The sequence below is a fragment of the Paenalcaligenes suwonensis genome (genome assembly GCF_011290505.1).
Taxonomy (GTDB): domain Bacteria; phylum Pseudomonadota; class Gammaproteobacteria; order Burkholderiales; family Burkholderiaceae_B; genus Paenalcaligenes; species Paenalcaligenes suwonensis.
Genome location: NZ_JAANPV010000012.1, coordinates 1 through 23426, shown reverse-complemented (window position 1 = coordinate 23426; position 23426 = coordinate 1). Strand labels below are relative to the sequence as shown.

22 protein-coding genes are annotated in these 23426 nt (G+C 49.3%); 13 read left to right on the top strand and 9 right to left on the bottom strand.

Annotation, left to right across the window (positions count from 1 at the left end; all coding sequences use genetic code 11):
• The first annotated feature begins 18 nt into the window (after positions 1–18).
• Positions 19–2283 carry an arginine/lysine/ornithine decarboxylase gene (locus GY634_RS15755; RefSeq protein WP_166409683.1) on the top strand — a complete coding sequence of 755 codons (2265 nt, stop codon included), beginning with the start codon at positions 19–21 and terminating at the stop codon, positions 2281–2283.
• 70 nt (positions 2284–2353) lie between these two features.
• On the opposite strand, the gene GY634_RS15750 is transcribed toward GY634_RS15755, so the two are convergent.
• Positions 2354–2899, bottom strand: a complete 546-nt coding sequence (locus GY634_RS15750; RefSeq protein WP_166409682.1) for a carboxymuconolactone decarboxylase family protein — start codon at positions 2897–2899, stop codon at positions 2354–2356.
• Between the two features lie 63 nt (positions 2900–2962).
• Positions 2963–4066, bottom strand: coding sequence for a histidinol-phosphate transaminase (gene hisC, locus GY634_RS15745; protein ID WP_166409681.1), 1104 nt, complete (start codon positions 4064–4066; stop codon positions 2963–2965).
• Between the two features lie 85 nt (positions 4067–4151).
• Here hisC and asd point away from each other — a divergent pair, with 85 nt between their 5' ends.
• The gene (gene asd / locus GY634_RS15740; RefSeq protein ID WP_166409680.1) at positions 4152–5000 is read left to right on the top strand and encodes an archaetidylserine decarboxylase; all 849 of its coding nucleotides are present in this window, start codon (positions 4152–4154) and stop codon (positions 4998–5000) included.
• Here asd and GY634_RS15735 read toward each other — a convergent pair whose 3' ends face one another.
• Positions 5001–5936 carry a LysR family transcriptional regulator gene (locus GY634_RS15735; RefSeq protein ID WP_166409679.1) on the bottom strand — a complete coding sequence of 312 codons (936 nt, stop codon included), beginning with the start codon at positions 5934–5936 and terminating at the stop codon, positions 5001–5003.
• A gap of 157 nt (positions 5937–6093) precedes the next feature.
• On the opposite strand from GY634_RS15735, the gene GY634_RS15730 reads away from it, so the two are divergent.
• The 3 genes from GY634_RS15730 to GY634_RS15720 are packed head-to-tail and all read left to right on the top strand — an operon-like array spanning position 6094 to position 9116.
• The gene (locus GY634_RS15730) at positions 6094–7407 is read left to right on the top strand and encodes a CitMHS family transporter (protein ID WP_166409678.1); all 1314 of its coding nucleotides are present in this window, start codon (positions 6094–6096) and stop codon (positions 7405–7407) included.
• An 18-nt stretch (positions 7408–7425) separates the two neighbouring features.
• Positions 7426–8793: an acyclic terpene utilization AtuA family protein gene (locus GY634_RS15725; RefSeq protein WP_166409677.1), complete on the top strand. Its 1368-nt coding sequence runs from the start codon at positions 7426–7428 to the stop codon at positions 8791–8793.
• Complete coding sequence (locus GY634_RS15720) at positions 8790–9116, top strand: AtuA-related protein (RefSeq protein WP_166409676.1); 327 nt, start codon at positions 8790–8792, stop codon at positions 9114–9116. Before GY634_RS15725 ends, GY634_RS15720 begins: the two co-directional genes overlap by 4 nt.
• A 75-nt stretch (positions 9117–9191) precedes the next feature.
• Here the strand turns inward: GY634_RS15720 and GY634_RS15715 are convergent, their stop codons facing one another.
• Together GY634_RS15715 and GY634_RS15710 are read right to left on the bottom strand one after the other, a co-directional pair.
• On the bottom strand, positions 9192–10223 hold the full coding sequence (locus GY634_RS15715) for a methionine synthase (protein WP_166409675.1): 1032 nt from the start codon (positions 10221–10223) through the stop codon (positions 9192–9194).
• A 28-nt stretch (positions 10224–10251) separates the two neighbouring features.
• The gene (locus tag GY634_RS15710; RefSeq protein WP_166409674.1) at positions 10252–11229 is read right to left on the bottom strand and encodes a DUF1852 domain-containing protein; all 978 of its coding nucleotides are present in this window, start codon (positions 11227–11229) and stop codon (positions 10252–10254) included.
• Between the two features lie 293 nt (positions 11230–11522).
• On the opposite strand from GY634_RS15710, the gene GY634_RS15705 reads away from it, so the two are divergent.
• From GY634_RS15705 to GY634_RS15695, 3 genes are all read left to right on the top strand, one after another.
• Positions 11523–12419, top strand: coding sequence for a LysR family transcriptional regulator (locus GY634_RS15705; protein WP_166409762.1), 897 nt, complete (start codon positions 11523–11525; stop codon positions 12417–12419).
• 17 nt (positions 12420–12436) lie between these two features.
• Positions 12437–12877, top strand: coding sequence for a hypothetical protein (locus GY634_RS15700; protein ID WP_242683733.1), 441 nt, complete (start codon positions 12437–12439; stop codon positions 12875–12877).
• Between the two features lie 77 nt (positions 12878–12954).
• Positions 12955–14937, top strand: a complete 1983-nt coding sequence (locus tag GY634_RS15695) for a metallophosphoesterase family protein (protein WP_242683732.1) — start codon at positions 12955–12957, stop codon at positions 14935–14937.
• Between the two features lie 2 nt (positions 14938–14939).
• On the opposite strand, the gene sorU is transcribed toward GY634_RS15695, so the two are convergent.
• Both sorU and sorT read right to left on the bottom strand, forming a co-directional pair.
• Entirely contained in the window at positions 14940–15248 is a 309-nt protein-coding gene (gene sorU / locus GY634_RS15690; protein WP_166409673.1) for a SorU family sulfite dehydrogenase c-type cytochrome subunit, read from the bottom strand.
• A 53-nt stretch (positions 15249–15301) separates the two neighbouring features.
• Complete coding sequence (gene sorT / locus GY634_RS15685; protein ID WP_166409672.1) at positions 15302–16516, bottom strand: SorT family sulfite dehydrogenase catalytic subunit; 1215 nt, start codon at positions 16514–16516, stop codon at positions 15302–15304.
• Positions 16517–16853: 337 nt separating this feature from the next.
• On the opposite strand from sorT, the gene GY634_RS15680 reads away from it, so the two are divergent.
• Together GY634_RS15680 and GY634_RS15675 are read left to right on the top strand one after the other, a co-directional pair.
• Complete coding sequence (locus tag GY634_RS15680) at positions 16854–17207, top strand: helix-turn-helix domain-containing protein (RefSeq protein ID WP_166409671.1); 354 nt, start codon at positions 16854–16856, stop codon at positions 17205–17207.
• Positions 17207–18439, top strand: coding sequence for a type II toxin-antitoxin system HipA family toxin (locus tag GY634_RS15675; RefSeq protein WP_166409670.1), 1233 nt, complete (start codon positions 17207–17209; stop codon positions 18437–18439). The genes GY634_RS15680 and GY634_RS15675 overlap by 1 nt, the downstream gene beginning before the upstream one ends.
• A gap of 109 nt (positions 18440–18548) precedes the next feature.
• Here the strand turns inward: GY634_RS15675 and GY634_RS15670 are convergent, their stop codons facing one another.
• Positions 18549–19259, bottom strand: a complete 711-nt coding sequence (locus GY634_RS15670; protein WP_166409669.1) for a phosphoribosylaminoimidazolesuccinocarboxamide synthase — start codon at positions 19257–19259, stop codon at positions 18549–18551.
• A 352-nt stretch (positions 19260–19611) separates the two neighbouring features.
• On the opposite strand from GY634_RS15670, the gene GY634_RS15665 reads away from it, so the two are divergent.
• From GY634_RS15665 to GY634_RS15655, 3 genes are all read left to right on the top strand, one after another.
• Positions 19612–20088 (top strand): DUF4189 domain-containing protein, encoded by a 477-nt coding sequence (locus tag GY634_RS15665; RefSeq protein WP_166409668.1) that lies wholly within the window; start codon positions 19612–19614, stop codon positions 20086–20088.
• 38 nt (positions 20089–20126) lie between these two features.
• Positions 20127–20861, top strand: coding sequence for a hypothetical protein (locus GY634_RS15660; protein ID WP_166409667.1), 735 nt, complete (start codon positions 20127–20129; stop codon positions 20859–20861).
• Positions 20862–21162: 301 nt separating this feature from the next.
• On the top strand, positions 21163–22194 hold the full coding sequence (locus GY634_RS15655; RefSeq protein WP_166409666.1) for a hypothetical protein: 1032 nt from the start codon (positions 21163–21165) through the stop codon (positions 22192–22194).
• Positions 22195–22601: 407 nt separating this feature from the next.
• Here GY634_RS15655 and fdxA read toward each other — a convergent pair whose 3' ends face one another.
• On the bottom strand, positions 22602–22931 hold the full coding sequence (gene fdxA, locus GY634_RS15650) for a ferredoxin FdxA (RefSeq protein ID WP_166409665.1): 330 nt from the start codon (positions 22929–22931) through the stop codon (positions 22602–22604).
• Between the last annotated feature and the right edge of the window lie 495 nt (positions 22932–23426).

Below are 23426 nucleotides of genomic sequence, written 5' to 3'. Positions count from 1 at the left end.
TTTCTTACAGGACACGCCATGCAGTTTCATTTCCCTATTGTCATCATTGACGAAGATTTCCGTTCCGAGAACAGCTCTGGCTTGGGCATACGCGCGCTTGCTCAAGCCATACAATCCGAAGGCTTTGATGCGTTAGGCGTCACCAGCTACCACGACCTTAGCCAATTCGCCCAACAACAAAGCCGCGCCAGTACCTTCATTTTGTCTATAGACGATGAGGAGTTCACGCCAGACACGGAAAGCTCACAAGCACTGCAAAACATCCGCACGTTTATAAAAGAGGTAAGGCGTCGTAATGTGGATGTGCCCATTTATGTGTACGGGGAAACCAAAACTGCACGCCATATGCCCAATGACATCTTGCGTGAGCTGCACGGTGTGATTCATATGTTTGAAGACACGCCAGAGTTCGTCGCTCGCCACTTAATACGCGAAGCCAAAAGCTACTTAACGGGTATTAAGCCCCCGTTTCTAAAAGCGCTATTGGATTATGCTGAAGATGGTTCGTATTCGTGGCACTGCCCAGGACACTCAGGTGGTGTGGCCTTTTTAAAAAGCCCTGTAGGCCAAGTGTTTCACCAGTTCTTTGGTGAAAACATGCTACGCGCAGATGTTTGCAATGCGGTAGAAGAACTGGGGCAACTGCTAGACCATAAAGGTGCTATAGGTGCCAGCGAACGCAATGCTGCCCGTATTTTTAATGCTGACCACTGCTTCTTCGTGACCAACGGTACTAGCACTAGCAACAAAATTGTGTGGCAGCATGTAGTCGCCCCCGGCGATGTAGTGGTGGTTGACCGCAACTACCATAAATCGCTGCTGCACAGCATTGTGCTTACCGGTGCGATTCCTGTGTTTTTGCGCCCTACTCGCAACCACTTAGGGCTGATTGGGCCCATTGCACGCGAAGAGTTTTCGCCCGAATCCATTAAAGCCAAAATACGTGCACACCCACTGTTAGCCGGCGTAGACCCTGACAGCATTACGCCCCGTATCTTGGTGCTAACCCAGTCTACTTACGATGGCATTATGTACGATACTGAAGTCATCAAAGCGGCCTTAGATGGCTACGTAGAAGCGCTGCATTTTGACGAAGCATGGATCCCACATGCCGCTTTTCACCCCTTCTACGGCAGCTATCACGCCATGGGTAAGAAGCGCCCTCGCCCGCAACACTCCTTGGTGTACTCCACACAATCCACCCATAAACTGCTTGCAGGCCTGAGCCAAGCCAGCCACATTTTGGTGCAAGATTCCGGCAAACCGCAATTCGATAAACACTTGTTTAACGAAGCCTATTTGATGCACACCTCTACATCACCCCAATACGCCATTATTGCCAGTTGCGACGTGGCTGCCGCCATGATGGAGCCACCCGGCGGTCAAACACTCGTAGAAGAAAGCATTATGGAAGCGCTGGATTTTCGTCGTGCTATGCGCCAAGTAGGTGCACAGTTCTCGGAGGATGATTGGTGGTTCACCGTATGGGGGCCGAAGCAATTAGAGGAAGAAGGCATTGGCCGCACCCAAGACTGGATGCTTTACGGCAACGAAGATGACGCTAGCTGGCACGGTTTTGGGCCACTTGCTGACGGCTTCAATCTACTAGACCCCATCAAAGCCACTATAGTCACCCCCGGCCTAAACCTAGACGGGCGCTTTGATAGCACTGGTATTCCCGCCCCCATTGTGACCAAGTTCTTGGCCGAGCACGGCGTCATTATTGAGAAAACTGGCTTATACAGTTTCTTCATCATGTTCACTATTGGCATTACTAAAGGCCGCTGGAATTCACTAGTGACGGCACTACAGCAGTTTAAAGATGACTATGAGCGCAACGTACCGGTATGGCGGATTCTGCCTAGCTTCTGCAAAAAACACCCCCGTTATGAAGAAATGGGGCTGCGCGATTTATGTGATCACGTACACAACATCTACGCCACACACGATATTGCCCGCCTGACTACCGAGATGTATGTAGAAGAGGCCGAGCCCGCCATGAAACCTAGCGATGCCTATGCCCACATTGCTACGCACCGCACCGAACGTGTAGAAATAGACCAGTTAGAAGGACGCATTACCACTAGCTTAATCACCCCCTACCCACCCGGTATTCCATTGCTCATCCCCGGCGAACGCTTTAACCGCAACATTGTGGAATACCTAAAATTCTCTAGGGAGCTTAACCGCTTAGCTCCGGGTTTTGGCACCGACATCCATGGTTTTGTAGAGCAGGTCGATGCCGAGGGTAAGCCACGCTACTACGTGGATTGTGTGGCCTAAGCCGTAACGTACATCGCATAAAAAAACACCGCAGCTTTTACACTGCGGTATTTTTGCCTGCCCACTACTCTTATGCGTTACGTTGCAACTTCACTGCCGGAAAATCCACCGGTACATCAAACGCAACGTTGATGTAATTCGTGAACAGGTTCAGCGCCACATGCGCCAAAATTTCCACCACCTGCTCATCGCTGAAACCCGCATCACGTACCGCTTGCACATCGGCGTCTGTGACCTGCCCTCTGTCATCCACCACTTTCAGCACAAACTTCAAGGCCACGGCTGTTTTAGGAACCGCTGACTCACCTCGCTGCGCAGCGGCCAGCTCGGCCTCTGAAGCTCCAGCCTTACGCCCCAATACCGTATGGGCAGCCAAACAATACTCGCAGGCATTACGATCAGCCACAGCCACCGCAATCAACTCGCCTAACTTAGGATCAATAGTGCCATTGCTCAGCGCGCCAAACGAACCCCACATGCTTTGCAGCGCAGCCGTGGAATTAGCTACCGCCTTAAACATGGCTGGTGTCGCACCAAAAGCACCGTGAATTTGTTTCAGCATCAGTTGGCGATCGCCAATCGCTGTGCTGGGGTCTATAAGAGGAACTCTGGACATGGTTGAACTCCTTAAAGTGGATCAAACTGCACGCAAGGATTGCGTACACAACAACGACAACAATCACGCATCCTGTTCGGTAAACAGATGCTCCAACACCTTCAGCAAATAGCTCACCTGCTGATCTGTGCCAATGGAAATACGTAAGTACTGCGCCACTCGCTCTTGTCTAAAGTGGCGCACTAAAATTCTGGCTTCTCGTAAATATGCGGCTAACTTCACCGCACTGTGCTGCGGGTGGCGTACAAACAGAAAGTTGGCTTTAGAAGGCAGCACGTCAAAACCCAGCTCACCTAAACCCTCTGCTAAGGTGGCACGTGTGGCCATCACCGCTTGTCGTGTCTGCTCAAAATAGGCACGGTCATTAAATGCAGCAATGGCCCCCTGTTGGGCCAAACAGCCTAAGGGAAATGAATTAAAACTGTTCTTCACCCTGTTTAGCGCACTAATCAGCGTAGGCTGGCCTATAGCAAACCCCACACGTAACCCAGCGAGAGATCGCGATTTAGACAAGGTTTGCACAATCAGCAAGTTGGGATACTGCTGTACCAACGCCATCGCAGACTGCCCACCAAAATCCACATAGGCTTCGTCTACCAGCACCACCCTATTGTGGTTCAGCGATAGCAACGACTCTATAGTTTCCAACGGCAGGCTTTCTCCCGTGGGGGCATTGGGGTTAGAAACCACAATGCCAGCGATATCCTCATTCGCCTCTAGCGCCGCAGCAAAGGCCGCGACATCAATTTGCAATGACCCGCTCACAGGCACTAACTCAGGCGCTATCCCAAACAGACGGCAATACACGCTGTAAAAACTATAGGTCACATCCGGGATTAACAACGGTGCCCTGTCGTGCTGAAAAAAAGCACAGAACGCATGCGCTAGCACTTCGTCCGAACCATTGCCCACAAACACCTGATCCCTGTCTACCCCGTAATAGGCCGCTATGGTTTCGCACAGTTGATCCGATTCCGGGTCGGGATACAGCTTGAGGCTGGTGGCGGCGACTTCGGTAATGCGTTCTACCACCAGCGGCGAAGGCGGGTACGGGTTTTCGTTCGTGTTTAGCTTTACCAGCCCTTCTACCTTGGGCTGCTCACCTGGTTGATAAGGCTGAAGGTCTAGCACACGTGGGCTAATAAAGGCTTCGGTCACTACAGTCATGCTTGCACTTCCAATCAAATTGTCATGTGACAATATAAATTATTGTACTGGTACAATAAAACAATACCACAACTTGGTTGAAATCATGACTATCACGACTTTCCTACAACACCTGGCCCCCATGCGTTTACTCACGCGTGGCGCAGGCTACTTGGCAGAAAGCCGCATCCCTGCCATCGCCCAGCCCTTAATACGCGCCTTTATACGCCAGCACGGCATAGACCTAAGCGACGCCCTACGCAGCACGCCCAGCGAGTACCACAGCTTTAATGATTTCTTTACACGCCAACTGCATCCCGAAGCCCGCCCTCTTGATAAAGCAGATTGGGTAAGCCCTGCCGATGGCATCGTGACCCAAGTGGGAACCATAGAAGCCACACAGTTAATCCACGCCAAGGGGCAACGTTATAGCGCCAGCACCCTCTTAGCCGACCCTGCCCTTGCTCACTACCTAGAAGGCGGCCACTTCACCACCGTGTACTTAAGCCCGCGCGACTACCATCGCGTGCACATGCCCTGCGCCGGACGCCTACTGAGCATGTGTTATGTACCTGGAAAGTTCTATTCGGTTAGGCCAGACATTGTGCAAGCCATAGATGGCCTACTCGCCCGCAACGAACGGCTGATTTGCTGGTTTCAGCACCCACGATGCGGCATTTTTGTGATGGTATTGGTAGGTGCTGCCATCGTAGGCAGCATCCATACAACGTGGCACGGCGTGGTCAACCCTGCCGGAAAAAGACGCATCAAACGATGGTGGTATAGGGACGAAAACCCCAGCCTATGTTTTGAACAAGGCGATGAAATGGGGCATTTTCAGTTAGGTTCTACCGTGGTGGTATTAATGCCCAAAGCGGCAGTCAGTTGGGGAGAAACATGGCAAGTCAACGGTGCAGTGAAGCAAGGCCAAGCACAGACCCGCATGCACGCCTAACTACGATGTATGCACATCACTGGTAACCAACTGCCCATGATCCACAAACAAAGGCAACTGTTCTTGCAACAGCTGCAAAAATGCCTGTGCCGCCGCACTCAGCGGTTGGCGACGCAATTGCAGCACCCCTAATAAACGCCGTAAACTGCTACCCGCCACAGGCCTATACTCAAGGCCATCACAGGGCGCCGCATGTAAAGTAGAACGCGGTAATACGGCCACCCCTAAACCCGCACGCACCATACCAATCGCTGTAGACAAGTAGGCTACCTCGCACGCAATTTCTATATCCACGCCTTCGGCCTCTAAGGCTCGATGCACCGACTGGCGTACGCTGGAACCTCTAGACGTCAACACATGGGGGTACTGCGTTAATTGCTTAAGACTTGGGCACTTCTGTTGGTGTAACGGGTGATCTGGTGGGAAGAACACCACCATTTGATCTTCCATCAAGGGTGTGAAATGCAAGGTTCTGTCCCTATTGCCCCAAGGCCCCAACCCTATATCCACCTGCTCATCACGCACCAATTTAATAATGCTATCAGCCGACACGTCATCAATTTGTATATCAATGCCGGAATAACGTTGCCTATACGTACGCATGACCTCGGGTAACCATGCCGCGGCAATAGACGGTAAGGACGCAATAGACAACCTACCGCTTTTTAGATCAGCAATATCTTGTCCCTGCTGCACTGCCCCATCAAACTCATCCAAAATGCGCTGCATGGCGGGAAGCAGCCTACGCCCCGCTTCGGTAAGCGATACCTGTCGTCTGTCCCTATCAAACAAACGCGTACCCAACTCGTCTTCCAGTTGCTTGATTTGTACCGTGAGCGCAGGCTGAGACACATGCAACTGATTAGCTGCTTGCGTAAAACTGGAGAGTCTTGCCACCGCTAAAAATGCGCGTATGTGCCTAAAACCTTGTTTCATTTGAAAAACAAATCACAGAGATAATAAAAATTCAATTTTCTAATAATAACGTCAATCGTATGCTTGGGATACGTCCGCTTCACGCTTTGCGAGCCAAAAAGCGGTCTTAATCAAGAAGCCTGCTTCTAGTCAGGCCGTTATTTTCAGGAGACTTCCTATGCTCGCTTTGCTTGGGCTGTTGACGGTACTGGTGCTGCTCGCCGGTATCATGAGTAATCGCCTCTCTCCCTTGGTGGCCTTAATTGCCATCCCTGTGATTGCGGCGTTGATCGGTGGTTTCGCCCCAGAGTTGGGCGGCTTTATGGTCAATGGCGTGAAAAACATTGCTCCCGTCGCGGGCATGTTTGTATTTGCCATTTTGTTCTTTGGCATTTTGACGGATGCTGGCACCTTAGACCCCATCATCAACCGTATCCTGAAAGTCGTCGGCAACAATCCCGTGCGCATTGTGATAGGCACCGCTGTGTTGGCCGCTATCGTGCACTTAGATGGCTCTGGCGCCGTGACCTTTATGGTGACTATTCCCGCCCTACTTCCTCTATACGAGCGCTTAAACATAGATCGACGCATCTTGGCATGCGTGGTCGCGATGGCAGCGGGCGTAGGTAACATGCTGCCGTGGGGTGGCCCAGTATTACGCGCCGCCGCCGCACTGGAAGTACCTGTGATGGACTTGTACCTACCTTTGCTACCCGTACAGCTAACCGGCTTTGCCTTTGTACTGCTGTGTGCATGGTGGTTGGGTAAACGAGCAGGTGCATCGGTAGATTTCCAAAGTGTGGCATCAGGTCATGCCACAGCGCTCCCTACCCCTGACAGCAAAGAAGTCACCCCAGAAAACGACATACGTCGCCCCCATTTATTTTGGATCAATATTGCGCTGATCATTGTGGTAATTGGCACCATGATCTCTAGCCTGCTCGCACCCGTTGCATGTTTTATGCTGGGTACCATCATTGCTTTATTGATTAACTATCCTAGCTCCAAACAGCAACGTGAACGTATAGACGCGCACGCCAAAGCTGCATTATTAATGGCAAGCGTACTGTTCGCAGCAGGTGTATTTACCGGCATCATGAATGGCACCGGCATGCTGAAAGCCATGGCCACCTTTGCTGCGGACCACATTCCGTCTAGTGCTGCCACACATCTGCCTTTCTTGCTGGGTTTGGTATCCACCCCATTAAGCCTGCTGTTTGACCCCGATTCATTCTACTTCGGTGTGATGCCTGTGTTGGGCCAAGTGGTACAAGCGCATGGCGGTTCAGCCATTGAAGTGGCCTACGCCGCCACCATGGGTCAAATGACCGTGGGCTTTCCTATCAGCCCTCTTACCCCTGCTACCTTCTTACTCGTAGGTTTGTGCAAAATCGAACTGGGTGCGCACCAACGCTTCACCTTACCCTTCTTAATGGCTACCTCGATTTTGATGACCTTCGTCGCAGTAGCCTTGGGCTTGTTCCCCCTTTAACGTGCGAGAGTATTTGTGATGACTAACGCCCACCCTTCTTCCCTACGCTTAGGTTCTGGTGCCGGTTACTCTGGTGACCGCATCGACCCCGCAGTAGAACTGGCCCGCGATGGGGATATTGATTATTTGATTTTTGAATGCTTGGCAGAGCGCACCATTGCGTTAGCTCAGCAAGAGCGCTTGCATCATCCCGACAAAGGCTACGACCCGTTGCTTACCGATCGCATGCAAAGCGTGCTGCCCTTACTCTTTGACAGCACTGGGCAGCGCCGCTTCAGAATCATCAGCAACATGGGGGCAGCCAACCCCATTGCCGCTGCCAAACAGGTCTGCAGCATTGCTAAATCATTAGGTATAACTGGCCTAAACGTCGCTGCCGTCACAGGTGACGACGTACTAGAGCAACTACGCACCAGTAACGACCTGCTGGATAATGGCCAAACGCCTGCTCAACTGGGCGACAAACTGGTATCTGCCAACGCTTACTTAGGCGCAGCCGGTATAGTTGAAGCCATACACGCCGATGCCGATATTATCCTGACTGGCCGAGTCGCTGACCCCGCCCTATTCCTTGCGCCTTTACTAGCTGAATTTAAATGGGCTTGGGACGACTGGGCAAAACTAGGGACCGGCACATTGGTGGGCCATTTGTTGGAATGCGCTGGCCAAGTCAGTGGTGGCTACTTTGCTGACCCTGGCGTGAAAGACGTCAGCAACTTGGCAAGACTGGGTTTTCCTATTGCCCAAGTCTCTGCCGATGGTGATGTACTGATCACCAAAGTAAAAGGCTCTGGCGGCCAAATCACCGTACAAACCTGCACCGAACAGCTGCTATACGAAATCCACGACCCCAGCCGTTACCTCACCCCTGACGTCATCGCCGATTTTTCTAAGGTACGCTTTAGCGAGCAAGCCGTTGATGAAATCCGCGCAGAAGGAGCGAACGGCCAAGAAAAGTCCGGCCTCTTTAAAGTGAGCGTAGGCTACTTAGATGGCTACCTAGGAGAAGGACAAATCTCGTACGGCGGCCCCAACGCCTTAGCACGCGCCACTCTCGCACGCGACATCGTGCTAGAACGCATCACCATGTTAGGGCTAGACGTAGAAGACCTACGCGCTGACCTCATCGGCATGAACTCCCTTTACGGCAATGCGCAACCACCTGCCACAACAGAGCCACAAGAGCTACGCCTACGCATTGCCGGCCGATGTGCCAACCCCGCCCACGCTAAACAGTTGAGCAATGAAGTCGAAGCCCTATACACCAACGGCCCAGCCGGCGGTGGCGGTGCCAGTAAATCCACCCGCCAAGTGGTGGCTGTGGCATCCTTGCTGTGGCCTTCGGACCGTATCCCTCATTCTGTGCACATGGAGACCGTGGCATGAAACTACACCAACTCGCCCACTCTCGCACAGGTGACAAAGGCGACATCTCGAACATCTCGGTGATCGCCTACGATGCCCGTGACTACGACTACTTGTGCCAGCAACTTAGCCCCGAACGTGTGCAAACACATCTGCAAGGCTTAATACCTGAAGTACCGCCAGCAGAGTGGCGCATCACACGCTACGAGCTGCCACAACTACAGGCGCTGAACTTTGTGATTTCTGGCGTGCTGCGCGGCGGCGTAACCCGATCTACTGCCTTGGATGCGCATGGGAAGAGCTTGAGTAGTTTGATGTTGGATTTGGAACTAGGCGAGAAATAGAAAGGGTGGCTAAAAGCCACCCTTTTTTATCATCACACCGTAGAAGAAAACTCCTACTGCTGGTTAGTAATGCGATTACTTACCAGCCAATTCCTTGCGAATAATCTCTGCACCGGCACTTAGCGCATGCATTTTGCCGCGTGCTACGTGGCGTGGCAGTGGTGCCATGCCGCAGTTCGTTGCTGGGTACAGGTTTTCAGCATCCACAAACTGCAGTGCTTTGCGCAATGTGCTGGCTACTTCCTCTGGCGTTTCTACGTTGTTAGTGGCTACATCAATTGCGCCTACCATCACTTTCTTGCCGCGAATCAGTTCAATCAAGTCCATTGGTACGTGCGAGTTCTGACACTCCAGCGACACAATATCAATCTTAGATTGCTGCAGTTTAGGGAAAGACTCTTCGTACTGACGCCACTCTGAACCCAGCGTTTTCTTCCAATCGGTATTGGCTTTAATGCCATAGCCATAGCAAATATGTACGGCGGTTTCGCATTTCAGGCCTTCAATCGCGCGCTCCAAGGTAGCAATACCCCAGTCATTCACTTCGTCAAAGAACACGTTAAAAGCAGGCTCATCGAACTGGATAATATCTACGCCTGCGGCTTCCAACTCTTTGGCTTCTTGGTTCAGAATCTTCGCGAATTCCCACGCCAGTTTTTCGCGGCTTTTGTAGTGGTTATCGTAAAGTGTGTCGATCATGGTCATAGGACCAGGCAACGCCCATTTAATAGGCTGCTTGGTCAACTGACGTAAGAACTTCGCATCTTCAACAAATACTGGTTTGGTACGTGCTACCGCGCTAACTACCGTAGGTACGCTAGCGTCGTAACGATCACGAATACGCACTGTTTCGCGTTTCTCGAAGTCTACGCCGCTTAAGTGCTCAATAAATGTCGTCACAAAGTGTTGGCGAGTTTGTTCGCCATCACTAATGATGTCTATGCCTGCGTGTTCTTGCTCTTTAAGTGCCAAACGTAAAGCGTCTTCTTTACCTTCAACTAGGCCTTCGCCTTCTAAGCGCCAAGGAGACCAGAGCTTCTCTGGCTCAGCAAGCCAAGACGGTTTAGGCAAACTGCCAGCGGTACACGTGGGTAACAATTTTTTCATAAGTCTATAGAGGATTTATTGTCGTTAATTAAACAGCGTAACTCGCTGCCCATTGCTCAAGAATAGCTTTGTATGGCTTGATGAATTTTTCTTCCGTGAACTTACCTTGCTCAACCGCCAATTGACTACGCTCTTCTCTATCGTAAACAATTTGCGTGAAGGAGTGGTCCTGATTCGTTAAACGTGGTTGGTAAACCTTTCCAGCTGCCGAGTTCGCGTTATAAATTTCAGGGCGGTAAATTCTCTGGAAAGTTTCCATCGTACTAATAGTACTGATCAGCTCAAGATTGGTGTAATCGTTAAGCAGATCACCACGGAAATAAAACGCAAACGGTGCTGCACTGTTTTTAGGCATGAAGTAACGCACCTTCAAGCCCATTTTGTCGAAATACTGGTCTGTAGACGAAAACTCGTCCTGACGGTATTCCACGCCCAAAATAGGATGGTGGTTTTCCGTACGGTGGTAGGTTTTGCTGCTGGATACGCTTAGGCAAATCACCGGCGCTTTGCTGAAATTCTCTTTATAAATGGAAGAGTTCACAAAGTACTGGAACAGCTTGCCATGCAAATCACCAAAGCCCTCGGGCATGCTAAAGCCATTTTTGTTTTTATTGTGCTCTAGCAGCAAGACGCTGAAATCATAGTCGCGTACGTAGGACGAGAAATTATTCCCCACAATGCCTTCAATACGTTGATTGGTTTTGTGATCAACAATATTGGTTTTTAGTATCTCAATTACCGGAAAGGCCGAGCCTTTACCCTCTACATCCAGATCAACCGAAACGATATCCAGCTCAACCGAGTAACGATCGCCGTTAGGATTATCCCAGTCGGCCAAATCATTGAAACGGTTATTCATCATTCTTAGGGTATTGAGCAAGTTCTCTTTTCTGCTCTCGCCTCTAGCCAAGTTTGCGAAGTTGGTGGTGATGCGTGTGTTATCAGAGGGATGATAGTTTTCATCAAACCTGATGCTCTTGATACTAAAGGCAAACTCTTTACTCATTTTATTCTTGAACCCTAATTTATTAACCAAACCCTAATCGGGTTTTATGCGTAATCATTGATTGAGCTAACTGAATGACTCTCATTGAATAGGTAGGTGTACTCATTTCGTGATGTACAGTCAGAAAATCCTAGGCAACTACGTCTAGACCTTCTGCGAAACCACTCCGTATTTGTCTACACTCTGCGCGTAACGCTGCAACGGTAAGGACAAGGAGAGACTTGCATTGTAGGAAAGCCAACCAATGAAGTAAAATGGCTTTATCTCACCTATCAATGAATATTATTCATACCATGTTAGAGCGCATCCATCTCGCTATCCTCCAGCAAGTAGAACAACAAGGCTCCTTAACTGCCGCGGCTGGTGTACTGCATGTCACCCAGTCAGCTCTGAGTCACAGCATGCGGAAGCTAGAGCAACAATTAGGCACCGAAATTTGGCGACGTGAAGGCCGCAGCCTGCAGCTCACACAGGCAGGCCAATACTTGTTGGCTGTCGCCAATCGTGTATTACCGCAGCTAGATTTGGCCGAAGAACGACTACAACAGTTTGCTCAAGGTGAACGGGGTTCTTTGCGCATAGGCATGGAATGCCACCCCTGTTACCAGTGGCTGCTGAAAATCGTCGCCCCCTACCTAAGCGCCTGGCCCGATGTGGATGTGGATGTAAAACAGAAGTTTCAATTTAGCGGTATAGCTGCGCTCTATGGCTATGAGGTGGATCTACTCGTCACCCCCGACCCTATCTATAAACCAGGCCTCACCTTTGAGCCTGTGTTCGACTACGAACAGGTGCTAGTGGTTGCTAAAGGCCATAAACTCGCCAACGAGAGCTATGTAAAACCACACCACATCACTAAAGAAGTACTAATTACCTACCCCGTCGACGTAGACCGCCTCGACATCTACAACCACTTTCTACTGCCTGCTGGCGTTACCCCTAAGCGCCATAAAACCATAGAAACCACCGACATCATGCTACAAATGGTGGCCAGTGGCCGCGGTGTCGCCGCCCTACCTCGCTGGTTAGTAGAAGAATATGCAGAAAAGCTGGACATCGCCCCCGTGCGCTTGGGACCTAAAGGTATTGCTAAACATATATTCTTAGGCGCACGTGAGACCGACGTTAACATTGACTATGTGCGGGCGTTCATTGCCTTGGCACACGGACCTGCTCCGCTGGCTAGCTAGCCTAAACAGGCGAATTGATGGTACAAAACTGCCCATCTATTCTTAACAACTCTACACCTACGCTCTACCCCTTTATGCACATTAACAGCCAAGAATTCCCCCGTGTCTGGATCTCCAACACACCGCCCTCCAACTGGCAACCCGCCATTGAAGGCTTAGTACATCAAGGCAGGCCTTTTGTGCTACTAACACGCGACGTACCTGGCACAGGCCCAGAGGAATCAACAGATCAAAAAGCCTTTGCGCAATGGATAAAAGACAACCGCAGTAACTTGAGCAAGTGCTGTGCCGCCAGCTTAATTGTGGTGAACAACCCTATACTCGCTTTTTCCTTAGGCTTTGTTGTAGGGGCTATAAGTAAAAAATTGGGTTTTCCTGTGCATGTAGTACAAGAAAGTGACATAGACGAAAAAGTTGCCGAGTGTTTAGCAAACCATAGCCAAATAGAAAACCTCTAAGGTAGTGGCTACGGCTGCAACTTTATGCGGATTGAGTAGTCCTAGTAGAGTCTGTTTTTACCCGTGCAGTAATACCGTTGACTCTACCTATACCTTCCTCAGACCTACCCCCAGTAGTAGCCGGCCCACTCCTGCGTCGCTTAGAACCACAGCGTTTAGTGTTGTGGCTGATAGGCACTGAGCCTTTATCATTAAGTCTACAGTTAGAACCTACTGGCGCTGACGCGCAGCGCCTTCCTCTAACTCCTGCACACTGCCGCATTCTGCCTATAGGCCTACACGCCTACATACATTTGATAGAGGTAGTGCTAGATACCCCCCTGCCCAGCGAAACAGTCATTCACTATGATCTAATCGCACGTACCGCCAATGGGCAGGAACAAGGCATCGCAGACTGGGCCCCTCACCTGCTGCACCATAACCAGTCGTTACCCAGTTTTGTGCTGTCCAGCCGCACCGACAACATCATGTTCGGCTCCTGCAGAAAACCACATCACACATCACGCGACGGCTTAGCCCACGCCGATAGTGTCTTAGGCCCACACATAGACGAGCCACACGCTAGACCCGCACTGTTAATGCTTAGCGGTGACCAAATCTATGCCGATGATGTCGCAGGCCCTATGCTGGCCGCCATACATGCATTGATTCAGCGCTTAGGTTTGTTTGGTGAGTATTTAGACGGTGCGGTCGTTGCCGATAGTGAATCCCTTTACACGCACCCTGCCAGCTACTACCAGCGCGCAGACCTGCTACCCGCTTTTAAGTCTAATGAAGACCTGCGTGAACGTTTTTTTGGTGGCGTAGAAAAACCCATTTTCACGACAACCAGCGCCCATAATCACCTTGTCACGCTAGCCGAAGTGCTCGCGATGTACATGCTAGTCTGGTCACCCATCGCGTGGCAGATCATTCCCAAAGCTAAAGCCCCCACACTCACGCCCCAACAGCAGCAACGATGGGAACAAGAAACACAGGCGCTAGAAGGTTTTAGACAAGAACTACCCAATGCCGCACGCCTTTTAGCACACGTACAGACCTTGATGATCTTTGATGACCACGACATCACTGACGACTGGAATCTGTCCGCCAAATGGGAAAGCACTGCCTACGGCCACCCCTTTTCGCGACGAATTGTAGGTAGTGCATTAGTGGCCTATATGCTGTGCCAAGGCTGGGGCAATAGGCCCGAGGTCTTCCATCACGTAGTGGATGAGATCACTGCATGGACAAGCACCACGGATGAACACAACAGGCTGGAACCCCACGCTCAAGATGCCATCATCACGCAATTGCTAGCCTTCCAACAATGGGATTACGTACTACGCACCCAACCCACGCTGATTGTGCTGGACACCCGCACGCGACGCTGGCACAGACGCCGCTTACCCAATCGGCCTTCAGGTTTGATGGATTGGGAGTCTTTAATTGAGCTACAACATGAACTGTTGGATGAACACTCAGCGATTATTGTGTCGCCTACCCCCATGTTTGGCGTCAAACTCATCGAAGTCATACAAAGCCTCTGCACCTATGCAGGTTTTGCGCTGACGGTAGATGCCGAAAACTGGATGGCACACCCTGGGGCCGCCAACACCATGCTTAATATTTTTAGGCATTCTCGTACCCCCGGTAACTACGTCATTTTATCGGGCGACGTGCACTACTCCTTTGCCTACGACGTTAAAGTACGCCACAGCAAGCAAGTTCCCCATATTTGGCAGATCACCAGTAGCGGCATTAAAAATGAGTTCCCGCGAAGGTTATTAGACTGGTTAGATAGGCTAAACCGATGGTTATATGCGCCACGCTCACCCTTGAATTGGTTTACCCAACGCCGAGACTTAATCATTACCCCACGACTACCTGATCAACGTAAACGCGGTGAACGCGTGTGGAATGGATCAGGAATGGGCCAAATCTGGTTGGACGAGCAAGGCCGCCCAGCGCGGATTGTGCAGCACAATGCTGATGGGTCACCTGCTACGGAGTTTTTGCCGACTGAAATAGAAGCTCAAGTTGTCACTGACAAGGGGCAAGTAGAGCACCGCCGAGCATAAACCTACTGCCCAACTACAGAGCTAACATAGGTAGCAATAGCATCTCGCTCTTCGTCAGTTAAGCTCTCCGCGAAAGAAGGCATAGCCCCCATACCTTCTTGCATCACCTTTAGTATCTGTTCCTTGGAAGGTTGCAATTCATCCAAATCTGGTCCAATTGCCCCAGCAGAGCCTGCATCTGCCAAGGTATGACACACAGCACAAGCAATAGGTTTTGCCCCCGCCGTGAACAAAACCTTACCCTCTTCATCCGCCTGAGCGTAACCAGAAACCAACAAAAAACACCCAACAACAGCAAGATACTTCGTCATGATTCTCTTCCAAGTCCGCCCCTACACCTAGGGGCGGCTACACCATTTCAGACTTAAACAACTGTGATAGGCAGCATGTGGTCATGCCAGCTATTGTTTAAATAGCCGTGACTATTAGGCATGCGCTCTTCTGGCTGAACAGTGCCTGCTTCGCTGGTTGCTCGGCTAGCAATCTCGTACTGACCAGGCTGTAGATCCACGCCCACTACAAATTGACGCCACGCATACTTGCCTAAATCTGGCCCCACAAAGCTGGCCATCACCCAGTTCTTGCCGCCGTCCACCGATACTTCCACCTGTTTAACGGCCGTCATACCACCAAAAGCCAGCCCTTGAACCTGAAGCTTACCTGCGTTGACCACTTCACCTGTTTCTCCGTTCGGGCTAGTAATCCACGACTTCACCGGCATTTCCCATACCGATTCCTGATTGACATTAGTCTTTTCGCCTAAAGGTGTAAGGCGGTAGCTATTTTGCTGAATATTGGCTGCCGACTGATCCTTGGCAAAGGCCAATTGCTTAATGTACTTAACGTTGTTCACACCCGTGTAACCAGGCACCACCAACCGCAACGGCCCCCCGTGAGCCAAAGGAATAGGCTCGCCATTAATTTCCCACGCTAGAATCGCATCATCAATGGCCGCTATAGGGATGGAGCGCTCAACCATGATGGCGTTTGGATCCAGCCCCGCAGGAATTTCTTCCCCCCCTGTTCCTGTCATGTATTTAGCACCAGCCTCTGCACCGCCCGTGGCTTCCAGAACAGCCTTAACAGGCACCCCTGAAAACACCACACACCCCGCTGCGCCTACGGTCCACTTGGTACCGCTAGGGTTTTCAGGGAAATAAGCACGACCATTGCCGGAACATTGCAATACCATAGGTACCGCTACAAGCCCCAAACGCTTAAGCTCGGCCACGGTCATATCTTTAGGATCATTCACCCCCTTAATAGACAGCACCCACGCATCGGGATCAGCCACAATTTGCTCAGGTGGAGGCGCTACGTTATTACGCACAAAGAGGCGATCTAGTGGGGTGATCAAACCCGAACCAAACGCGCTACGTTTGGTTTCAATGGTGTTGGCACTATGAACGATCAAACTGTCCGCATGCTTCCATGATGCATAGGCTGGTAATGCTTTTTCTTTGGCCTTATCCTGAGCCAATGCTGCCGACAGAGGTGTCAGGCTAGCAGTACCTGCCAAAGCGATAACCCCACCCGTGGATACGAGCATACGCCGGCGAGAAAGATTGCTGGGTTGCATTGTCACCTCCATGTGTCTTTTAGATATAAAGGATTCGTTTTTATTCTAGGGAAGCAAAAGCCAGATAACTACAATCTATAACCCTGATATATAACGCCTTACATACAAAACTGACAGCACACTGCAATGGTCCTACGAGCCATCCATCTTGCACAACATTCATCTCTACGCCATGAGATGAATGTGGCGTAACCCACATGCTCATGCCATCGCATAAATTTGATCTATTCTTTTATATCAAAATTCATTTAATATATACAAAAACAGATCAATAAAATAAAAATGATCTGCTATGATACATTGAATTAATCTACTGATATATAAAAAGATATCAATTATGGACTATAGCCTCGCCCACTTCTCTGAGCGCTTACGTGAGGCCCGTATCGCTAAAAACTTAAGCCAACGCGACCTGAGTAAGTTGGCTGGCGTTCCGCAGTCGCATATCTCTAAAATTGAAAGCAGTCAGGTAGACTTAAGGCTCTCCAGTTTAGTCGCGCTTGCCAATGCCCTTGATCTAGAAGTAGAGCTGATACCGCGCAGCGCCATGCCTGCTGTCCTGTCTATTTCGCGACAAGTGGCAGCAAAGAAAGTGGCCATGCTACGCGGTCAACTATTACAAAGTTCTGCAGCGCACAATGCGCTAGCCGAAGCCAAACCGGCCTACTCTCTGGATGAGGAGGACGAGTAATGGCAGGTGTCTCCACGTTGACGGTCAGGCTTTACAACGAATCTATAGGCACTATTACTCATGTTGGAGGTGAGCGCTCGCTGTTTGCCTTTAACGAGGCTTATATCAATGACCCACACAGGGCCACTTTGAGCCTAAGCTTCAAAGATACGTTGGGACAACTGCTCACGGACTTTAGCCCCTATCGCAGCAAACTCATGCCTTTCTTTTCCAACTTATTACCAGAAGGGTATTTGCGACAATATCTGGCCGACACAGCACAGGTACACCCTGGACGTGAATTCTTCCTACTGTTAGCACTAGGCCGTGATCTGCCTGGCGCGATTACCGTCACCGCCGAAAATGATCAGCCTTGGTCAGAACCCGACACGGCATTTGACGACGAGCAAAACACCCCACCAATTCCCCTTAACCGTTCCTTACGGTTCTCGTTAGCTGGCGTACAACTGAAATTTTCTGCCGTTATGAACGCACAAGGCGGCCTAACCATCCCTACACGAGGTATAGGCGGGCACTGGATAGTTAAACTGCCGTCTCGGGATTTTATGCATGTTCCTGAGAACGAGTTCTCTATGATGACACTGGCTAAGCTAATAGGCATTGATGTGCCAGAGATAGCCCTAGTCGATATATCCTCTATTCACAACTTACCCGAAGGAACCCGCCAACTTGGCAGCAAAGCCTTCGTCATTGAACGCTTTGACCGAACAGACGACGGCCATAAGCTTCACATTGAAGACTTTGCCCAAGTATTTGGTGTGTACCCACAGGCAAAGTACGAAAAAGCCAGCTATCGTAATCTGGCCCGAGTTATTGCTGCTGAATCCGGAGACGACGACATTGCCGAATTTATCCGTAGAGCCACATTTAATGTACTCATCGGCAACGGGGATATGCACCTCAAGAACTGGTCGTTGATCTATAGAGATCGCCGCCACGCTGAACTCTCTCCCGCTTACGACTTCGTGTCCACCATCGCCTATATTCCAGACGATAACTCCGCCTTAACATTCAGCCGTAGCAAAGCATTCTCAGACTATAGTGTCGACGAGCTAGAACATCTGGTCGCCAAAGCCGCCTTACCCCGACAACTGGTAATCGATACAGCCAAGGAAACCGTTGCGCTATTCATGCAGCGTTGGGCAAGTGAAAAGCATCATCTGCCCATGAGCAAAGAGGTCAAGCTTGCCATCGACAAGCACCTTCAAACATTACCCATCTTGGCCGCGTAATACGCTACTTAGCTTGATACTTCTATATAGCACTAGATTGTCTAGCACAAACAAAAAGGCCTGAGCTCGATGCCATAGCTAGCTCAGGCCTAGGCTAGCTAATCTACAATTAACCAACCAATTTTTCGTGCACCATGCTGTGTTCTAGCACATTGCCTGCAGCATCCATGACGCGCATGGCATCGGCAGAAATCTCGTCGATCACTACCACTTTGCCATCTACCAGACCAAGTTCAATCTTCATGTCGATCAGGGTTAGGCCTTTGCTAGCCAAATCCGCTTCAACAATGCGGCATACACGGCGAGTAATGTCTTTAGCTTGCGCCAGATGTTCGGTGCTCACCAAACCAATCGCTACGATAGCGTCATCGTTGATCAGAGGATCGCCGCGCTCATCGTCTTTAACAGTGATCTCTACCAAGTAGTCTAGCTTTTGCTCGGTGTTGCGAATGTACTGTTTGTAGCGGCGGATGAAACTGCCCCACGGTCTAGTACGGCACACGAACTCTAGGCCACCAGCACCGTTCAGGTCTTTACCCAATGGTTCAGCACGACGAACTTCCATGGTGCCTTTTTCCAGGTCCAGGCTCACCAAGTGTGTGGCGATATCAGCAGCGTGCAAACGCGTAAAGAAGTAATCCGTCATCGCGAGGGACTTACGGCCCTTACCTTCTACCTGACCAATAACGGTGTTTGCACCGGGATCAATCACACCGTTCTCGCCGGTTACATCATCCTTGAAAACAAGGAGAACATTATTGTTCGGCAAGAGGTATAAATCTTTAGTTTTTCCGGAATAGATTTTTTCGTTGCTGCTCATCAATTTGCTCGCTGGTGATCCCACTATCTCGATACTAGGCCGTCTTGGTGTGCCTGTTACAGTGCCCTGCACCCCATCACTGGCTCTAGACAGCCTACAGTTTAACAAAAAACCACCGCAGCATCAGCGTTACACTTGTCCCAACCACCCACTTTTTGCAGAAACAAAACTCTTTGACCTAACACACACCCACACCAAAAATTACAGTTCTTACGGATTAATCACTACTTTTATTTTTAGATATCAGAGCGCTCTAGACGGTTGAACACTACAATCGTATGATTACCCCCATTTCATCAGAAATACCATTTTAATTTAAGAGTCAACCAAAAACTCAAAAAACCAATCAGCCATGAATGAAAAACATAAGGTCTCAATAAGAAAAAGAATAATAGTAATAAAAATACTATTTAGCAGTTTATTATTTATTTTCACGACCACACCAAGTCATGCCTCCTGCTGGGCACCAAACTGCTACGGCGCTGTAGGATTTGATAAAAACACAGGTCAAACATCCTACGCTACTGACTATCCAACAGAGTATCAGGCTAGAGAAGTTCTACAGAAGGATTGCCCTGGCTGCACCTATCTCACCTTTAATAATGCCTGCGGTGCTATTGTATTTTCCGAAAAACACAATTTCACGTTGACGTTTTACGGTCCTTACGAAAGAGATCTAACAGCACATGCTATAGGTGAGTGCAGAACAAAGATCAATGACATAGGTTTAAATGAAACTCGAAATGACAGACGTCGATCTAGGGTACGCAGCAATGCAGAATCCGATTGCAAAATTGCCGTTTTGGCGTGCACCTATAGAGTTTATTAAATATCAAAACCCATTAAAAATTTAGCGACCATTCAGAAATGCTTAAAAAACTTAAACCAAAAATACTACTATTTATACTTCCCATTGCTATAACTGGGTGCGCTACCACAGATTTCACTGATCTTCTGGGTTTATCCAGCACGCCAGAAAGCTCTCCATTTGAACCCGCTGACTATAGACAGTACGGCAAGCCAATCACGTGTTCTGAAATAGGAAGTGCCATATCCAAGGCTTACCAACTTAAAACCAAAGGTAAGAGCAAAGAGGATATATACTGGGAAATCACCCCTGAAGATAGCTCCTATGTGCAGCAGGATATTTATACCATTCTGATTGACACAGGAATGTCAGCTGATCAGAAGACACACAAGTTATTCACGCAGGCTTGCCAACAAAACCTCGACACCTATCAATCTATATTTGATGGCACATCCAAAGATTTATACACCCGTGTAGATCTACTGTACTCCACTGCTTATGGCATCGAATTAAAAGCGTACCGCGCTAGCCTATCAACTAGCTTTAGAGCGGGTAGATACTACTATGGTAGATCTAAAATGGATATAAAACGTGATTTCGTAAACTCTGAAAGCCGTGGTGGCCTAGATAACGTTAGTGATGAAATCAATAAACTTGTTTATGAAGAATTAATAGAAATTCTATATAAACCTGAGTTCATTGATGCTTCACGCCACCCAAATAGAATAATGCCTTCACTCGATAGCGTTAGAATGCAAATGGCACCTGAGCTAATATTAAGAGTCGTCAAATAAAATCAATCATAGAAGATCTACATTTGTATATGAACTGGTTTCAATAAACCTCATATATAAAACTATGCATTGACTAAAACCTATACAGCTTCCGCACGAACCACTCATGAATAAACTTATGCGGAAGCTGTTCAAAACACTGATCCTTGGTTTCACCCATACGGAAAGGGACTACTACCAACTCGCTTACGGAGCAGCAACACAAGGTGCTACCGGCCGCTAGAGGTGCTCCCAAAGGCTCTGGATGGCATGTATTTCTTTTAAATAGTGTTTTACGCACTGTTATGTGGCTTGATCTCTTATGATTCCTTTCGCCCCGTTTCCTGTGGTTTTCGTACTGATTCTGATGCTGGGTCTACTGGCACTCGGCATTTTGCTGATTTGGGGTGTTTTGCTTGTGCTACAGCCACAGCGCCGAGCAAACTTTAAGAACAAGCCATGGCCACGTATCCTGTTTTTGCTACTCTTGCTAGCGCTGGCTGGGTACTACGGTTCATTTCAATGGGATCTCTATCAATACAAAAAAAGCTATCAAGAAGAAATCCGTAGTCGACAGCACGTATTAAAAGAACCAGGCCGCTATGCGAGCATAGACATGCCTACAGGCACAGAATTAGAGCTAGAAGTATGGGGCGACCCAGACAGTGTCTCTTGGGCCCGTTTTCCAGAACCTGTGATGGTAGGCAATGCCCCTGTGCTGTCTTTCGAGCGCCCCCGCCCTGACCTACAGGACTCCAGCTGGAGACTGCATCTGGCACACGATACCGAGCTGGAAGGCTGGCAGTGCGATGGCAGCAAACTGCTGGAAATGGAACAAGACTATATGGCAGAGAACGGCTTTAGGTTTGTAAGCTGCTTTTTAGCCGAAGAAAACCAGATCATCGGTTGGAGCCCGTTGGCTGCAGCGACCAATAGGAGTGCGGCCTCAGATTTTGTGCTGGATATTCCTGCGGGTACGTTGGTACAAGCTAGACCTGAGGGAACCCTCTACGTCAACGGAGAGCGAGATCAAGATCGTTGGCTGGTTCGCATTGAAGAGGATGGTTTGCAGATTAATGCGTGGGGTTTGCCTTTGGAGCGTGCTTATTTCGCTGTCGATAACAATAAAGCACTGCTTTATCTATCACACGCCAAATTAGTCAAAGACACTGAGCTTGGTGGGGTGAGCTACGCAGCGGGTACTCAGGTGTCTACACCCAACTATAGGTTTTATCCGCAGTGGCCACTGCTAGTGAGTATGACGTTGCCCGCTAAGGATGATTCAGGTCGAAGTAAAAAGCAGTTGCATGAGCTGCTAAGTGGGGAGGTTTGGACAGAGGGTCGGGAGGATTGATTTGGCTGGGTTACTTTGTCGCTTTAATCTGAAAGAGAAAGCCGATCGTCGCAGTAGCGTCTAAACTGGCCAGAACATCTTGGCGATAGCAGCTACTACAACTCGCCCCGCCCCAAGCTACCAACGCCGGATTGATAATTTCTGCTACCTGTGCTTCTGAAAGGAGAGCATGGACCGGTACCGTCCAAGCTACAGGTGCCTGCTCTACCATGGAACCGAGGCTTGATCGCTGCCGCTGTGACGCGAACTAACGCTCCCCTCTCCAAGACATCAGGTTCCGCAAACTCACCAAATAGCGGAATGAAATAGAGCCTGTCCTTTGACTTAATGTGGCGCAGCCTAGTATCCGTCAGTTGTATATGCCTAATCCACCAAGAGATCTAGTTATTAACTCTTGAAGACGAGTTTTATTTTTGAAGTAAATGTAACTTAGACTTTACCTCTCTCCATTTCTCATGCTCAGTTAACGGTGTTTTTGTCGAGGTAATACGTGTCCAGCGAGGGTCTTGTGACAGCGTTTGGTTAAGCTCTACAAAATGGACCTGATCTAAGGGAATCGCGCTGGCTTCTACAATAGCATTTACAGGGCATTCACCTACGCAAATAGAGCAGTCAATACATTCGTCAGGATTAATTACTAGAAAATTAGGCCCTTCATAAAAACACTCCATGGGGCAAACACTGACACAGTCCGTATATTTACATGCAATACAACTTTCAGTGACTACAAATGCCATCTTATCCAATGTCCATCTAAGTTAGTTTAGGTGCTTAGTGATTACGTTTAGCTTCGAATTGGTTTGTTTGAACTACTGAGGTGAGCACCTATTAGCACCTTTAACCTTGGGATTTTAGCTTCTCGATGTATTCAGAGCCACGAAAACCCTGGATAGAAACCCCGGACAGAAAAAAGCCCGCAATTACGCGGGCTTATCGGCTTTTTATGCCTTGTATTGCTGGTCTATTCCAGACGCGGGATTATTCCCACTCTATTGTAAACAAGACATTTTTATCTTTTATATTCAATGGCTTATTTTCCTGCTAATTGGTAATACCATGAAAAATACCATGCTCAGAAAAGGCTTAACAATATTTTGAAAAATTGCCTACTGAGCGCTGCCGCACAGCTCCATAGGCCGCTTTCCTGGCTTTGCTTCCAGATGTATGCTCTTCTGCTCCTGCAGCTAATGGATCACCGCAAACAGGTTACTCGCCTGGGGATTCCCTTTCGA

What these genes read in the sequence shown, in the direction of transcription:
- GY634_RS15755 (WP_166409683.1), top strand. Translation starts at nt 19, where the DNA reads ATGCAGTTTCATTTCCCTATTGTCATCATTGACGAAGATTTCCGTTCC.
- GY634_RS15750 (WP_166409682.1), bottom strand. Translation starts at nt 2,899, where the DNA reads ATGTCCAGAGTTCCTCTTATAGACCCCAGCACAGCGATTGGCGATCGC.
- hisC (WP_166409681.1), bottom strand. Translation starts at nt 4,066, where the DNA reads ATGACTGTAGTGACCGAAGCCTTTATTAGCCCACGTGTGCTAGACCTT.
- asd (WP_166409680.1), top strand. Translation starts at nt 4,152, where the DNA reads ATGACTATCACGACTTTCCTACAACACCTGGCCCCCATGCGTTTACTC.
- GY634_RS15735 (WP_166409679.1), bottom strand. Translation starts at nt 5,936, where the DNA reads ATGAAACAAGGTTTTAGGCACATACGCGCATTTTTAGCGGTGGCAAGA.
- GY634_RS15730 (WP_166409678.1), top strand. Translation starts at nt 6,094, where the DNA reads ATGCTCGCTTTGCTTGGGCTGTTGACGGTACTGGTGCTGCTCGCCGGT.
- GY634_RS15725 (WP_166409677.1), top strand. Translation starts at nt 7,426, where the DNA reads ATGACTAACGCCCACCCTTCTTCCCTACGCTTAGGTTCTGGTGCCGGT.
- GY634_RS15720 (WP_166409676.1), top strand. Translation starts at nt 8,790, where the DNA reads ATGAAACTACACCAACTCGCCCACTCTCGCACAGGTGACAAAGGCGAC.
- GY634_RS15715 (WP_166409675.1), bottom strand. Translation starts at nt 10,223, where the DNA reads ATGAAAAAATTGTTACCCACGTGTACCGCTGGCAGTTTGCCTAAACCG.
- GY634_RS15710 (WP_166409674.1), bottom strand. Translation starts at nt 11,229, where the DNA reads ATGAGTAAAGAGTTTGCCTTTAGTATCAAGAGCATCAGGTTTGATGAA.
- GY634_RS15705 (WP_166409762.1), top strand. Translation starts at nt 11,523, where the DNA reads ATGTTAGAGCGCATCCATCTCGCTATCCTCCAGCAAGTAGAACAACAA.
- GY634_RS15700 (WP_242683733.1), top strand. Translation starts at nt 12,437, where the DNA reads ATGGTACAAAACTGCCCATCTATTCTTAACAACTCTACACCTACGCTC.
- sorU (WP_166409673.1), bottom strand. Translation starts at nt 15,248, where the DNA reads ATGACGAAGTATCTTGCTGTTGTTGGGTGTTTTTTGTTGGTTTCTGGT.
- sorT (WP_166409672.1), bottom strand. Translation starts at nt 16,516, where the DNA reads ATGCAACCCAGCAATCTTTCTCGCCGGCGTATGCTCGTATCCACGGGT.
- GY634_RS15680 (WP_166409671.1), top strand. Translation starts at nt 16,854, where the DNA reads ATGGACTATAGCCTCGCCCACTTCTCTGAGCGCTTACGTGAGGCCCGT.
- GY634_RS15675 (WP_166409670.1), top strand. Translation starts at nt 17,207, where the DNA reads ATGGCAGGTGTCTCCACGTTGACGGTCAGGCTTTACAACGAATCTATA.
- GY634_RS15670 (WP_166409669.1), bottom strand. Translation starts at nt 19,259, where the DNA reads ATGAGCAGCAACGAAAAAATCTATTCCGGAAAAACTAAAGATTTATAC.
- GY634_RS15665 (WP_166409668.1), top strand. Translation starts at nt 19,612, where the DNA reads ATGAATGAAAAACATAAGGTCTCAATAAGAAAAAGAATAATAGTAATA.
- GY634_RS15660 (WP_166409667.1), top strand. Translation starts at nt 20,127, where the DNA reads ATGCTTAAAAAACTTAAACCAAAAATACTACTATTTATACTTCCCATT.
- GY634_RS15655 (WP_166409666.1), top strand. Translation starts at nt 21,163, where the DNA reads ATGATTCCTTTCGCCCCGTTTCCTGTGGTTTTCGTACTGATTCTGATG.
- fdxA (WP_166409665.1), bottom strand. Translation starts at nt 22,931, where the DNA reads ATGGCATTTGTAGTCACTGAAAGTTGTATTGCATGTAAATATACGGAC.